The organism is Spirilliplanes yamanashiensis, from assembly GCF_016863475.1.
GTDB lineage: Bacteria > Actinomycetota > Actinomycetes > Mycobacteriales > Micromonosporaceae > Spirilliplanes > Spirilliplanes yamanashiensis.
Genome location: NZ_BOOY01000020.1, coordinates 29,644 through 43,534, shown reverse-complemented (window position 1 = coordinate 43,534; position 13,891 = coordinate 29,644). Strand labels below are relative to the sequence as shown.

Sequence of the window (13,891 nt, the reverse complement as noted above, 5' to 3'; positions counted from 1 at the left end):
TGCCCCGCACCGCCCCGCCTTCTGATGACGAGACGAGATCTGACGATGAGTGACGCCACCGATACCCCGCCGTTCCGGTACACCGCGGCGCTGGCCGACGAGATCGAGCTGCGCTGGCAGGACTTCTGGGACTCCCGCGGCACCTTCCACGCGCCGAACCCGGTGGGCGAGCTGGCCGACGCCGCGCACCCGCGCGCCGGCGCGCCGAAGCTGCACGTCCAGGACATGTTCCCGTACCCGTCGGGCGCCGGCCTGCACGTCGGGCACCCGCTGGGCTACATCGGCACCGACAGCTACACCCGCTACAAGCGGATGGCCGGCTACAACGTGCTGCACCCGATGGGCTTCGACGCGTTCGGCCTGCCCGCCGAGCAGTACGCGGTCCAGACCGGCACCCACCCGCGGGTCACCACCGAGGCGAACGTCGAGCGCTACCGCAAGCAGCTGCGCCGCCTGGGCCTGGCGTACGACAACCGGCGCACGGTCGCCACGACCGACCCCGAGTACTACCGCTGGACTCAGTGGATCTTCCTGCAGGTCTACAACTCCTGGTACGACGACTCCGTCCAGCGGGCCCGGCCGATCGCCGAGCTGATCGCCTCCTACGAGGCGGGAGAGCGCGGCGAGGAGTGGGCGACGCTGAGCGACGTCGAGCGCCGCCGGGTCATCGACGGCCACCGCCTGGCGTACGTCGCCGAGGCGCCCGTCAACTGGTGCCCCGGCCTGGGCACCGTGCTGGCCGACGCCGAGGTCACCCCCGACGGCCGCAGCGAGCGCGGCAACTACCCGGTGTTCCAGCGCCGGATGAAGCAGTGGCTGATGCGGATCACCGCGTACGGCGACCGGCTGGTCGACGACCTGGACGTGATGGACTGGCCCGAGCCGGTCAAGCTGATGCAGCGCAACTGGATCGGCCGCTCGTCCGGCGCGCACGTCGACTTCGCCGTCGACGACCACACCGTCACCGTCTTCACCACCCGCCCCGACACGCTGTTCGGCGCCACGTACATGGTGCTGGCGCCGGAGCACGCGCTGGTCGACCAGGTCGTGCCGGCCGCGTGGCCCGACGGCACGAAGGACGTCTGGACCGGCGGGCACGCCACCCCGGCCGAGGCCGTCGCCGCGTACCGGGCCCAGGCCGCCGCCAAGACCGACGAGGAGCGCACCGCCGACGCCAAGGTCAAGACGGGTGTCTTCACCGGCGCGTACGCCGTCAACCCCGTCAACGGCGCGCGCATCCCGGTGTTCGTCGCCGACTACGTGCTGGCCGGCTACGGCACCGGCGCCATCATGGCGGTGCCGGGCCAGGACGAGCGCGACTGGGCGTTCGCCGAGGTCTTCGACCTGCCGATCGTCCGTACCGTGCAGGCGCCGGACGGCTACGACGGCGCGTACACCGGCGACGGCCCGGCGATCAACAGCGACTGGCTGGACGGCCTGCACGTCGCCGAGGCGAAGGCCGCCATGATCGAGCGGCTGGAGGCCGAGGGCACCGGCAAGGGCGCCACCACCTGGCGGCTGCGCGACTGGCTGTTCAGCCGCCAGCGGTACTGGGGCGAGCCGTTCCCGATCGTCTACGACGAGACCGGCCTGCCGGTCGCGCTGCCCGAGTCGATGCTGCCGGTCGAGCTGCCCGAGGTCGACGACTTCTCGCCGCGCACCTTCGACCCGGACGACGCCGCCAGCGAGCCCGAGACGCCGCTGTCGCGCGCCAAGGAGTGGGTCGAGGTCGAGCTGGACCTGGGCGACGGCCCGAAGCGCTACACCCGCGAGACCAACACCATGCCGCAGTGGGCGGGCTCGTGCTGGTACGAGCTGCGCTACCTGGACCCGCACAACGACAAGGTGCTGGTCGACCCCGCCAACGAGGCGTACTGGATGGGTCCGCAGTCGCCCGGCGACTGCGGCGGCGTGGACCTGTACGTGGGCGGCGTCGAGCACGCCGTGCTGCACCTGCTGTACGCCCGCTTCTGGCACAAGGTGCTGTACGACCTGGGCCACGTCAGTTCGTTCGAGCCGTTCCGCAAGCTGTTCAACCAGGGCTACATCCAGGCGTACGCCTACCGCGACGCGCGCGGCATGATCGTTCCTGCTTACGACGTTGTCGAACGCGACGGCAAGTTCTATCTGGGCGACCAGGAAGTCTTCCGCGAGTACGGCAAGATGGGCAAAACCCTGCAGAACGTCGTCACCCCCGACGAGATGTGCGAGGCGTACGGGGCGGACACCTTCCGGGTGTACGAGATGGCGATGGGCCCGCTGGACGTGTCCCGCCCGTGGGACACCCGCGCGGTCGTCGGCTCCCAGCGGTTCCTGCAGCGGGTGTGGCGCCTGGTCGTCGACGAGGAGACCGGCGCGGTCCGCGTCGGCGCCGACCCGGCCGACGACAAGACCCGCCGGCTGCTGCACCGCGTCATCGACGGCGTCCGCGCCGACATGGAGGAGCTGCGCTTCAACACCGCCATCGCGAAGCTGATCGAGCTGACCAACGCGCTGACCGGCCTGCCGGCGGCGCCGCGCGAGGCCGTGGAGCCGCTGGTGCTGATGATGTCGCCGTTCGCCCCGCACATCGCCGAGGAGCTGTGGGCCAAGCTGGGCCACGACGACACCCTGGCGTACGCGGACTGGCCCGTCGCCGACCCGGCGCTGCTGGTCGCCGACACCGTCACGTACCCGGTGCAGGTCAACGGCAAGGTCCGCGGCCGCGTCGAGGTGGCGGCCGACGCCGGCGAGGACGACGTCCGCGCCGCCGCCCTGGCCGCCGTGGCCGAGTCGCTGGCGGGCCGCGACCCGCGCAAGGTCATCGTGGTGCAGGGCCGCCTGGTCAGCGTGGTCGTCTGACCCCGTCAAACCCGCGCCACCGGTGGCGGCCCGCCCGAGCGGGCCGCCACCGGACCCCGTTCTGATTGACTGGGCCGCGTGGATCGTCAACTGCTCAGCAACATCGCGCACACCCACCACCCGATCGCGGCGCCGATCTTCGAGGTCAACGTCAACCGCCTCCTGCGCCGCGCCGGCCGCGGCCCGGCGGCCCGCATCCTCGACCTGGGCTGCGGCGAGGCGGCCTGGGCCCTGCAGGCCCTCGCCCAGCACCCCGACGGCCACGCCGACGGCCTCGACATCAACCGCCACGGCCTGGACCGCGCCGCCGCGGCCGCCGCCGACCGCGGCCTCGCCGACCAGCTGACCCTGCACGAACGCGACGCCAAGACCTACCCCGCCGACGGCGACTACGACCTCGTCCTGTGCGTCGGCTCCACCCACGCCTTCGGCGGCCTCACCGAAACCCTCGACCTGGCCGGCCGCCACGTCCGCCCCGACGGCATCCTGCTCGTCGGCGAGGGCTTCTGGCAGCAGCCCCCCACCCCGGAGGCACTCGCCGCCCTCGACGCCACCCCCGCCGACTTCACCGACCTCGCCGGCCTGGTCGACGTCGTGGAGAAGGCCGGCTGGACCCCGGTGTACGCCCACGTCAGCGACGCCGCCGAATGGGACGACTACGAGTGGTCGTGGGTCGGCTCGCTGACGGAGTGGGCCCTGGACAACCCGGGGCACCCGGCGGCGGAGGACGCGCTCACCCTGGCCCGGGAACACCGCGAGCAGTGGCTGCGCGGGTACCGCGACGTCCTGGGCTTCGCCACCCTGGTGCTGCGCCGGATGTGATGCGCCGGGCCGCGGGTGGCCTCGGTCAGGGAGACCGTGGAGTTCGGCTACCGGCGGGCGCGGTCGGACCGGGAGCTGAGGTCCGCGGGGTGGCCGGTCCTGCGGCCGGCTCGATGAAGGGCCGCGCCCAGGCCGGTGCCCCGCGCCCGCAGGCGAAGGATCCCGCCCAGCTACCGCTGCCCGGCGCCGGGCCGCCCAGGTCAGGCGGCGGCAGCCGCCGCGCGGCGGGCCGCGCGGCGCCAGCGCCACACGATCGTCGTGGTCAGGGTGAAGCCGATGGCGGCCGGGGCGAGCGTCGCCGGGTTCATCTCGCCCGGGGCGGTGACCGCCGCGCCGATGACCGCGTACGTCACCGCGGACGGCACGGCCGCCAGCAGGGTGCCGAGGAGGTAGTTCTTGCGGCACACCGAGGTGGTGCCGTAGGCGTAGCCGATGAGGCCGAAGGGCGCGAGCGGCAGGAACCGGACCAGCAGGACGGCGGACAGGCCGCGGCGGTTGAGCCAGCCGTCGAGGCGGTCGAGGCGGCCGCCGGCGCGGGCGCGCAGGGCGCCGTGGCCGGCCCAGCGCCCGGCGAAGTAGGTGGCGGCCGCGGCGATCATGGCGGCGGCGAGGGCGGCGACGGCGCCGACGGCGGGGCCGAGGAGCATGCCGCAGGCGATGGTGATGGCGGTGCGGGGGACGAGCACGGACAGCAGCAGGCCGCCGATGACGGCGACGCCGACGGCGGCGGCGGGGCCGAGGGCGCGCACGTCGTGCAGGAGCTCGCGGATGGGCAGCACGGCGGCGAGGGCGCCGAGGGCGCCGACGACGAGGACCAGGGTGCCGCCGCGCACGAGGCGGCGGCGGGCGGCCGGGCTGAGCCGGCGGCGGGTGGGGGAGTCGGTGGGGAGTCCGGCCCGGGCGCTCGTGGGGGCGAGCGCGGCGGGCGCGAGGTCGATCGTCGTCAGGGCGGGCTCCGGCGCGGTGTGAGGGGGCACGTGCGGGGCGGGCGGTGCGGCGGTCGGTGCTGGCGTGGCGGGGGCGTCCAGGGGGACAACACGGGCAACGGGGAAATGATGCCCGTGGTCGCGGGTGAATTCCGCATGGGGGCGGCGGCCGACGGCGCGGCCGGTGGCCGGGTGGGCGGCGAGCAGGACGCCGGTGCGCGGGCAGCGCACGGCGACGGCGTGGCCGGCCGGGGAGGCGACCGCGGGCCGTCGGGTGTGCTGGGCGTCGCGCATCACCACATCGTCCGGGCGGCGGGTTGCCGTCCGGTGGCCGGTCGGGGGCTTGGGCGTATCGCTGCGGCGGGCGTCCGTCATGCGGGCCGCGCCACGGCCGCCATGCGCTCGCCGCGCAGCCGGTCGGACCACGTGTCGTCGAGGGCGGGCAGCCGGTCGTGGCCGGTGGCCCAGCGCAGCAGCAGGTCGGCGATGGCGGGGTTGCGCGAGAGCGCGGGGCCGTGCGAGTACGTGCCGACGATCTTGCCGTGCCAGGCGCCCTCGGTCTGCCCGTCGTTGCCGATGCCGGTGGTGACGCGGGCGAGCGGGGAGACGCCGGGGCCGAGGTGGGTGCGGCCGCCGTGGTTCTCGAAGCCGCTGAGCGGCGGCAGGCCGAGCCGGGGGTCGATCTCGCCGGCGAGCTCGCCGACGGCGCGCGACGGGCCCCGGTCGGACGAGATGTCGATCATGTTGAGGCCGTGGCAGCGGGCGCCCTTGGCGTAGAAGGAGGTGCCGAGCAGCTGGTAGCCGGCGCACACGGCGAGGACGGCGGCGCCCTGGTTGACCGCGCGGTGCATGCCGCCGTCGGCGATGAGGCGCTGGGCGGCGAGCGCCTGCGGGCCGTCCTCGCCGCCGCCGATGAGGTAGATGTCGGCGGTGGCGGGCAGCGGGCGGTCCGAGCGGACCTCGACGATCTCGACGGGCAGGCCGCGCTGCTGGGCGCGGCGGGCGAGGATCAGCAGGTTGCCCCGGTCGCCGTACGTCGACAGCAGGTCCGGGTAGACCCAGACCAGGCGCAGGGTGCTCTCACTCATGGTTTGACCTCGGTTTTCCGCCGCGGGAAAGCTCAGTTGACACGGTCCAACTCCGCTCGGATGTCCTGGAACGCCGTGTAGTTGGCGATCACCTCGAGGCGGCCGGGTGGCGCGGCGCGCACCGCCTCCTCGAAGGTGGATACGTGCCGGAACGGCACATCGTTGACTTCGAGGCGGACGGCCAGGTCGTAGGCCCGGTCGCCGGTGATGAACACCTGCCGCCCGCGCAGCGGCGCGAAGTCCACGTCGAACAGCCAGGACGTGTCGAGCCCGTCGGGGTCGCGGGCGTTGATGGACAGCAGGGTGGGCGCCTCCTCGGCCATGTCGAACGCCTCCAGCCAGCTGGCCGGGTTCTTCGCCAGCAGCAGCCGGATGTTGCGCCCGTCGCGGTCGACCTGGGCGTAGCGCCCGGCGACGGAGGAGACGGTGGCCAGCCGGGGGACGGCCTCGAGCGGCCGGACGCCGAACTGGGCGGCGACGGCGAGCGCGGTGGCCGCGTTGCCGATGTTGACGGTGCCGGGCAGCTGGAGCTTGACGAGGTGCCAGGCGCCGGTGGGGTCGACGACGCCGTCGTCCTCGACGGTCCACTGTGGCTGGGGGCGGCGCAGCGGGCAGCCGGTGCACCACCACTGGGCGTCGCGGCGCTCGATGGGCGAGCCGCACTCGGGGCAGACCCACGAGTCGTCGTGCCAGCGCTGGCCGGCGCTGAACCAGGTGATGTGGGTGGAGCCCTCGGCGGCCCAGACGACCATGGGGTCGTCGGCGTTGGCGACGACGAGCACGTCGGGGTGGGCGGCGAGCGCGGTGCGCCAGAGCTGCGCCATCATCGCCACCTCCTTGGCCCGGTCGAGCTGGTCGCGGGAGAGGTTGAGCAGGGCGACGACGCGCGGCTCGGTGGCGTCGATGACCTGGGCCAGGTAGTGCTCGTCGACCTCGAGCACCGCGTAGGGCGTGGCGCCCGCCTTGGCCAGCGCGGAGGTGTGCCCGGTGGGCATGTTGGCGCCGAAGGAGTTGGTGGCGACGGGCCCGAGCACCTGCATGGCCGCGGCGGTGAGCCGGGTCGTGGTGGTCTTGCCGTTGGTGCCGGAGACGAGCGCGATGGCGCGCCCGGAGGAGAGGTGGGCGAGCAGGTCGGGGTCGATCTTGAGGCCGATCCAGCCGCCGATGACCGAGCCGTCGCCGCGTCCCGCAGCCCGTGAGAGCGCGGCGGCGGTGCGCGAGACGGAGCTCGCGACCTTGGCCCGCAGGGGCATCTTCCCGTCCGTCACGCGAGCGAGGGTACCGGACAATCCTGCCCGCCCGGCGTGCGCGGCGGACCCTGTGGACAGCGGGCGTGCGGACGGGGCCGGTGGTCCGTTCGGGCGCGCGGTAGCGCACCGTCAGTGCGATGGGAAGGGGCCGTTCCGCTGATCCCGGCCGGGGTTGATCGACGGGTTGCGACCGAATTGTGTGGGGAGAGTCACCCGTAACCTTCAACGGAGCGCTACGACAGGGCCACGATCGGCGACGACATTGCGTTACTGAAGGTCTCGAATCGGACACGGCCCGACATGCCAATCACGGTCGGTGACGAGTCCAGGCCCGACAGTCGAGCCGGATCTCGGCTAGACAGGTTCCGCCGGGAGCAACCGCCCCCCGGTCGCGCCGATCGGTTCACGCCGAGCCCTGCCCGAGCCGGTCGCCGCGAACAGCTGACGAACACACACAGGCATCGAGTGGCAGGGACGGGGGACCCATGAGCGGTCCTCTCACCGTCGCGGGACAGGCGACGGCGAGGACCTAGGGGTGAAGCCGCCTGCGGGCGGCCGGGCACAGATCTCTCCCGCCCGAACCCGACAGCTAACCTCGCAGGCGTGCCGGAGGGATCTCTCCACCGTGCGCGAACTCAGTTCGGGCCGGCGTCGGCGGCTGTCCGCCAACACCGGGAACATCGCACTCTCCACCGCTCTCGGTCTCTGCCTCTGCGCCGGCCAGCTGGCCGTGACGCCGGCAGGCTCCGCCGGATCCGCGGCTCCCGCCGCGCCGGCGCCGGCGATGACCGAGGTCGCCGCGGCGACGAAGAAGCCGCGGCTCGACATGTCGATCCCCGACCGCTCCATCACCTGGGGATCGAAGGTCAAGGTCGTCGCCCGGGTGTACGACCCGGCGACCGGCAAGGCCGTCACCACCGGCACGATCCGTCTGCAGGGGTGGCGCGACGGCGCCTACCGCACCTGGCAGTCGCGGAAGGTGGACAAGGACGGTCGCCTGACGTTCTACAGCAAGCCGGGCCGGACGGCGACCATGCGGGTCACCTACGCCGGGTCGGGCGGCTGGGCGAACGCCGCCAAGGCGGGCGTCGTCGTGACCGTGAAGGCCAGCGGCGCGAAGGTGCTGGCCGAGGCCCAGCGGCACAAGGGCAAGCGGTACGTCTTCGGGTCCTCCGGGCCCGACACGTTCGACTGCTCCGGCTACACCATGTACGTGTACCGGAAGGCGGCGGGCAAGAAGCTGCCGCACAAGGCGAACTCGCAGCAGAAGTACGGCAAGGCCGTCAGCAAGAGCGGCAAGCGGGTGGGCGACCTGATCGTCTTCCGCAGCGGCTCGTACGGCACCCACGTCGCCATCTACGCCGGCGGCAACTACATGTGGGCGGCGCCGAACAGCAAGTCGGTCGTCAAGAAGCAGAAGATCTACTCGAGCAACTACGTGGTGCGCCGCCTCGTCTGAGGCCCGTCCACGCGCGCGGAGGGCGCGGTCACCGGTTCGGTGGCCGCGCCCTCCGGCGTCTCCCCACTTTCCTCCCCGCCGCCGCTCCACCGTCCTCCACCGCGCCCTTCGTGCCCCCGTGCGCCCTGGTCGGCCGCCTTCGCCACGCGCTGTAGAGAGATCCAGTCGGAAAGCGGACGCTGCGTCACCGCCGCGGCCCTCCACCGCGCTCCCACCGCTGTGACGTGCGGGAACGTTCCAGACTCCGCCCTCGCGGGCAGCCGATTCCGGTTGCGGGTGGAGGGAAGTGGAGTAAAGTGGGCCGCGATGGCGAGGTCGGCACGATCCCGCCGGCCCTGGGGGATCGAGCGGCACGCGAAGCCGCCAAAGGGCGAGGGGGAGGGCCGATGTTCCTCGGCACCCACACCCCGCGCCTCGATGACAAGGGCCGGCTGATCCTTCCGGCCAAGTTCCGGGACGAGCTGGCGGGAGGTGTCGTGATCACCAAGGGGCAGGAGCGCTGTCTGTACGTGTTCCCGATGCCGGAGTTCCAGCGCATCGCGGGGCAGCTCCGGGAGCAGCCGGTGACCCACAAGGCCGCCCGCGCCTACTCCCGGGTGTTCTTCGCCAGCGCGCACGACGAGGTGCCCGACAAGCAGGGCCGGGTGACCATCCCGGGCCACCTGCGGCAGTACGCGGGCCTCGAACGGGAGCTGGTCGTCATCGGCGCGAGCTCGAGGGTGGAGATCTGGGACCGCCAGTCCTGGGAGGACTACCTCTCGGCGAGCGAGGACGACTTCGCCGACATCGAGGAGGGGGTGCTGCCCGGCGGTCTGTAGGACGTGGCTTCGGTGCGGGACTGCCGCGAAACACCCGAACCGTCGCCGACAGCCGTACTGCGAGATCTCCAGCCGCTCGTAGCTCCTGGCGCCTCTTCCCCGGCGCCAGGCGCGATCCACCGCCGGCCCTGCCGGCGGCGCGGTTCAGAGCGGATGGGGATCTGGCGGTACGGACCGGCGATCGGGAACCGGCACCGGTGGCGACGTGGAAATGGCGGGGGCGATGGGGGTCGACGTGGGGGAGCTTCGGGGCACGCACGTGCCCGTGCTGCTCGAGCGCTGCCTCGAGCTGCTGGCCCCCGCGCTGGACACGGAGCGGCCGGTTCACGTCGACTTCACACTGGGTCTCGGCGGCCACGCCGAGGCGGTGCTCCAGGCGCACCCGACGGCCGTCCTCATCGGTCTCGACCGCGACACCGAGGCCCTCGAGCACGCGCGGCGCAGGCTGCGGGCGTTCGAGGACCGGACGCACCTGGTGCACGCCGTCTACGACGAGCTGCCCGAGGTGCTCGACCGGCTCGGGTTCGCCGGCATCCACAGCGGACTGTTCGACCTCGGCGTGTCGAGCCTGCAGCTCGACGAGCCGGACCGGGGCTTCTCGTACGCCCGGGACGCGCCGCTGGACATGCGGATGGACCAGACCCGCGGCCTGACGGCCGAGGACGTCGTGAACGACTACGAGCCGGGGGAACTGGTCCGCATCCTGCGGGTCTACGGCGAGGAGAAGTTCGCGCCGCGCGTCGTCTCGGCGATCGTGCGGGAGCGGTCGGCGACGCGGATCACGTCGTCGGCGCGGCTCGCGGAGCTGGTCAGGGACGCGATCCCGGCGGCGGCCCGGCGAACCGGTGGAAATCCCGCGAAAAGAACGTTTCAGGCGCTACGCATCGAGGTAAATGCCGAACTCGCAGCGCTCGAGTCGGCCGTTCCGGCGGCCCTCGACGCGCTGCTGCCGGGCGGCCGGCTTGCGGTGATGTCGTACCAGTCTCTGGAGGACCGCATCGTCAAGCGGGCCATGGCGGCCCGGGCGCGCAGCACCGGGCCGATCGACCTGCCGGTCGAACTGCCCGGCACCGGACCGACGCTGCGCATGCTCACCCGCGGGGCCGAACTGCCGGGGGAGGCGGAGGTCGCGGCGAACCCGCGAGCGGCCTCTGTCCGGCTGCGCGCGGTGGAGCGACTGAAGGACCGGACAGGCGAGGGCGCCCGCGAACGCCCGCGCATGTCCGCACAGGGGGCACGAGGGCGCAAGCGCCCGGGGGGACGTACCGAGGGGGAGGACGCATGAACGAGGAGACGCGCGGCCGCCGGACGGCGGCACGCGAGGAGGTGCAGCGCGCGCCGCGGCCGGGGGGCCGGGTCGCGGGGCAGCGCAACACGGAGGCAGGCACCGCAGCACGCACGGGGGGACGCACCACCGAGGGACGTCCCATGACGGGGCGCGCCGCCGGCGTGCGGGGGGTCACGACGGCTGGTCGCACGGCGGGCGGCGCGCGGGGGGCGCGTCGTCCGTCGGACCGGACCGCCGGGCCGGCCGCGGCCGTCGACGGCGCCACCGCGCTGAAGCTGGAGACGGCGCCGCAGCCGGTCGCCGAGCCGCGCCTGCGGGTCGCCCCGCCGGCGCCGGTCCGGGTCCCGCGGGCCCGGTTCGTGGCGGCGGTGGTCGGCGTGGTCGTGGCCGGGGTGTTCGGCATCCTGATCATCAACACCAAGACCAACCAGAACACGTTCGTCATCGACGACCTGCGCCAGCAGCAGGCCGCCCTGACGGACCAGGAGCAGCAGCTGGACCGCCAGCTCGACGTGCTGGGTTCGGCGGGCAGCCTGCACGCGGCCGCCAACCGGCTCGGCCTGGTGGCCTCCGGCACGCCGGCCTACATCCGGCTGCCCGACGGCAAGGTGCTGCTGGTGCCGAAGCCGGGTGAGGGCCCGCAGTCGCGGGCCTACCAGGAGCCGCCGCAGCAGCAGACCCAGCAGCAGCAGACCCAGCAGCAGGACCAGCAGGGCGCGCAGCAGCCGGGCACCCAGGGCACCGAGGCGCAGGTGCAGCAGCAGGGCGCAGGACGGTAACGCGTGGCATCGCGGTCGGACGACGAACCGCGCCGGGGCTCCGAGCCCCGGCGCGGTTCGTCCCGTGCCGGGGCCCCGGGCCCTGACGAGGCCGACGGCTTCGGCGGCATCTCGGACGCCCGCGCGTACACGCCGCGCGGGCGCACCGTCCGCGAGAACGCCGAGCGGGCCCGGGCCGGCCGCGCCGGTGACCCGTTCCGGCCGGCGTTGCAGGTGCTCGACGGCGGCCGGCCCGCCCCGGTGCGCGACCGCCGCCGCGGCGGACCCGCCGAGCCGGAGGAGCCCGCCCCGCGGGGCCGCCGCACCCAGCCGCGCGACGACCGCACCCAGGCCGGTCCGCGCGACGACCGCACCCCGGCCGCCCGCACCGCCCGCCCCGAGCCCGCCGCCGCCCCGCGCGGCGGCCGCACCGACCGCACCGACCGCGCCGACCGCACCGGCCGTGCCGGGCGAGCCGGCCGGGACGAGCGCGACGAGCCCGCCGCCCCGCGCGGCGGCCGTGCCGCGCGCACCGAGCCCGCCCCGCCGGGCGACGCCCGCGCCCGGACCGCGGCGGCCCGCGACGAGCGCGGCCGCGCCGCCGGCCCGGCCGCGGACCGCCGCACCGCCGGCGCCCGCACCCCCGCGGCGAAGACCGCGAAGCCGCCCGCCAAGGGCGCCACCCGCAAGCCGCCGGCCCCGAAGCGGGCCCCCGGCGCCGGCCTGCTCGGCCGGCGCGGCGAGCCCGCCCCGCCCCGGCAGAGCCGCGGCCGCGGCGGCGAGGCCCCGCCGCGCGCCCCGATGAGCCGCAAGCGGCCCGCGCCCGCGGCGCCGCCGCCCCCGCCGAAGCTGGCCGACCACCGCCGCCGGCTGCGCGTCGGCACCGTCGTCGCGCTGGCCATGTTCGTGATCATCGGCGCGCGCCTCGTCGTCCTCCAGGTGGTCAACACCCCGGCGTATGCGGCGAGCATCAGCGAGCAGCGGCAGAACCGGCTGGCCAAGGTGGCGCTGCCCGCGCCCCGCGGCGCCATCTACGACCGCGACGGCTCGGCGCTGGCCCGCAGCATCGAGGCCCGGTATGTCTACGCCGACCCGGAGCTGGTGAAGAACCCGGCCGGGGTCGCGGCCACCCTGTCGCCGATGCTCGGCATGCCGATCTCGGAGCTGCGCCCGAAGCTGGAGCGCAACAAGCGCCCCGGCGGCGGCTGGTCGCGATTCGAGTACCTGGCCCGCGGTGTCGACGTGCGCACCGCCGACGAGATCAAGAAGCTGAACCTGGCCGGCATCGGCACCCACCGCGACGAGCGGCGCGACGTGCCCGGCGCCGACCTGGCCGCCAACCTCATCGGCTTCACCGGCGCCGACATGGCGGGCCTGGAGGGCCTGGAGGCCCGCTACGACGGGCTGCTGCGCGGCCGCGACGGTCAGCGCGTCTTCGAGCAGGGCAACCCGCACGTCGACAAGGGCCAGCTCGCCAAGGAGATCCCGGGCGGCTTCCGCCAGGAGACCCCGGCGCAGCGCGGCTCGTCGCTGGTGCTGACGATCGACAACGACCTGCAGTTCATGGTGCAGCGCATCCTCGGCGAGCGGATGACGAAGCTGAACGCCTCGTTCGGCGCGGCGGTCGTGCTCGACGTCAAGACGGGCGAGGTGCTCGCGCAGGCCAGCTACCCGGCGTACAACGCGGCGCAGCCGTTCGACGCGGAGCCGACCGACCGGGAGGACGCGGCGAGCAGCATCGTGGTCGACCCGGGTTCCGTCCACAAGGCGCTGATCTTCGGCGCGGCGCTGGAGGAGAACCTCGTCGAGCCCGACTCGACGCTGGTGGTCGGGCCGGCGCTGATCCGCGGCGGCGCCCGCTTCCAGGACACCCACCCGCACCCGAAGAACACGCGGGTGACGCTGCCGGGGCTGATGGCGTACTCGTCGAACGTCGGCACGATCCGGCTGGGCGACATGCTCGGGCCGGAGCGCATCTACGCGTACCAGCAGAAGTTCGGGCTGGGCAAGCCGACCGGCGAGGGCGTGGCGGGCGAGGCGGCGGGCCGGCTGCTGGCCCCGGCCGAGTGGAGCGGCTCGGCGTCCGGCGCCGTGCCGGTCGGGCACAGCGTCGACGCGACCCTGATCCAGATGGCGGCGGCGTACGCGGCGATCGCCAACGACGGGGTGTACGTGCAGCCGCACCTCATCAAGGAGACGATCGACGGCGACGGCCGGCGCGTCCCGGCGGCGAAGCCGGCCACCCACCGGGTGCTCGGCGCGGACAACGCCGCCGCGCTGCGCCTGATGATGGAGGCGGTCGTCAGCGTGAAGGGCGCCACCGGCAACCTCGCCGCGATCGACGGCTACCGGGTCGCCGGCAAGACGGGCACCGGCCGCCGGGTCGTGGACGGCGAGTACACCGACTCGGAGGTCGGCTCGTTCATCGGCATGGCCCCGGCGGAGGACCCGCGGTACGTGGTGGCCGTGCTCGGCGACACCCCGGGCGGCGGCGGTGGCGTGGTGGGCGGCCCGGCGTTCAAGGACATGATGTCGTTCACGCTGGCGCACTACCGGGTGCCGCCGAGCGGGACGAAGCCCCCGAAGTTCACGATCGTCCCGTGAGTCCGGCCCGCCTGCATGGCGTGTGCGGGCCGGGGCG

General features: G+C 74.2%; 10 protein-coding genes and 1 riboswitch. Of the genes, 7 read left to right on the top strand and 3 right to left on the bottom strand.

Annotation, left to right across the window (positions count from 1 at the left end):
* Positions 1-45 precede the first annotated feature (45 nt).
* The gene (leuS, locus tag Sya03_RS13830) at positions 46-2,841 is read left to right on the top strand and encodes a leucine--tRNA ligase (RefSeq protein ID WP_370872009.1); all 2,796 of its coding nucleotides are present in this window, start codon (positions 46-48) and stop codon (positions 2,839-2,841) included.
* Positions 2,842-2,919: 78 nt separating this feature from the next.
* The gene (locus Sya03_RS13825) at positions 2,920-3,663 is read left to right on the top strand and encodes an SAM-dependent methyltransferase (protein ID WP_203938677.1); all 744 of its coding nucleotides are present in this window, start codon (positions 2,920-2,922) and stop codon (positions 3,661-3,663) included.
* Between the two features lie 200 nt (positions 3,664-3,863).
* Here Sya03_RS13825 and Sya03_RS13820 read toward each other — a convergent pair whose 3' ends face one another.
* The 3 genes from Sya03_RS13820 to Sya03_RS13810 form a co-directional block, all read right to left on the bottom strand.
* Positions 3,864-4,883, bottom strand: coding sequence for a TVP38/TMEM64 family protein (locus tag Sya03_RS13820; protein ID WP_203938676.1), 1,020 nt, complete (start codon positions 4,881-4,883; stop codon positions 3,864-3,866).
* Between the two features lie 77 nt (positions 4,884-4,960).
* Entirely contained in the window at positions 4,961-5,677 is a 717-nt protein-coding gene (locus Sya03_RS13815; protein ID WP_203938675.1) for a type 1 glutamine amidotransferase, read from the bottom strand.
* Positions 5,678-5,709: 32 nt separating this feature from the next.
* A complete protein-coding gene (locus Sya03_RS13810; protein WP_203938769.1) occupies positions 5,710-6,930 on the bottom strand; it encodes a MurT ligase domain-containing protein in 1,221 nt (406 codons plus the stop codon).
* Between the two features lie 482 nt (positions 6,931-7,412).
* Positions 7,413-7,546: riboswitch (cyclic di-AMP (ydaO/yuaA leader) on the top strand.
* 165 nt (positions 7,547-7,711) lie between these two features.
* Here Sya03_RS13810 and Sya03_RS13805 point away from each other — a divergent pair.
* From Sya03_RS13805 to Sya03_RS13785, 5 genes are all read left to right on the top strand, one after another.
* On the top strand, positions 7,712-8,386 hold the full coding sequence (locus tag Sya03_RS13805; protein WP_239107471.1) for a C40 family peptidase: 675 nt from the start codon (positions 7,712-7,714) through the stop codon (positions 8,384-8,386).
* 386 nt (positions 8,387-8,772) lie between these two features.
* Entirely contained in the window at positions 8,773-9,204 is a 432-nt protein-coding gene (mraZ, locus tag Sya03_RS13800) for a division/cell wall cluster transcriptional repressor MraZ (protein ID WP_203938674.1), read from the top strand.
* Between the two features lie 223 nt (positions 9,205-9,427).
* Positions 9,428-10,489, top strand: coding sequence for a 16S rRNA (cytosine(1402)-N(4))-methyltransferase RsmH (gene rsmH / locus Sya03_RS13795; protein WP_239107468.1), 1,062 nt, complete (start codon positions 9,428-9,430; stop codon positions 10,487-10,489).
* Positions 10,490-10,632: 143 nt separating this feature from the next.
* On the top strand, positions 10,633-11,271 hold the full coding sequence (ftsL, locus tag Sya03_RS13790; RefSeq protein ID WP_425543766.1) for a cell division protein FtsL: 639 nt from the start codon (positions 10,633-10,635) through the stop codon (positions 11,269-11,271).
* 3 nt (positions 11,272-11,274) lie between these two features.
* Complete coding sequence (locus Sya03_RS13785) at positions 11,275-13,854, top strand: penicillin-binding transpeptidase domain-containing protein (RefSeq protein ID WP_239107467.1); 2,580 nt, start codon at positions 11,275-11,277, stop codon at positions 13,852-13,854.
* Positions 13,855-13,891 lie beyond the last annotated feature (37 nt).

Coding starts and splice junctions, on each gene's coding strand:
- ftsL (WP_425543766.1), top strand. CDS start 10,633: ATGACGGGGCGCGCCGCCGGCGTGCGGGGGGTCACGACGGCTGGTCGC.
- Sya03_RS13820 (WP_203938676.1), bottom strand. CDS start 4,883: ATGCGCGACGCCCAGCACACCCGACGGCCCGCGGTCGCCTCCCCGGCC.
- Sya03_RS13805 (WP_239107471.1), top strand. CDS start 7,712: ATGACCGAGGTCGCCGCGGCGACGAAGAAGCCGCGGCTCGACATGTCG.
- mraZ (WP_203938674.1), top strand. CDS start 8,773: ATGTTCCTCGGCACCCACACCCCGCGCCTCGATGACAAGGGCCGGCTG.
- Sya03_RS13810 (WP_203938769.1), bottom strand. CDS start 6,930: ATGCCCCTGCGGGCCAAGGTCGCGAGCTCCGTCTCGCGCACCGCCGCC.
- rsmH (WP_239107468.1), top strand. CDS start 9,428: ATGGGGGTCGACGTGGGGGAGCTTCGGGGCACGCACGTGCCCGTGCTG.
- leuS (WP_370872009.1), top strand. CDS start 46: ATGAGTGACGCCACCGATACCCCGCCGTTCCGGTACACCGCGGCGCTG.
- Sya03_RS13815 (WP_203938675.1), bottom strand. CDS start 5,677: ATGAGTGAGAGCACCCTGCGCCTGGTCTGGGTCTACCCGGACCTGCTG.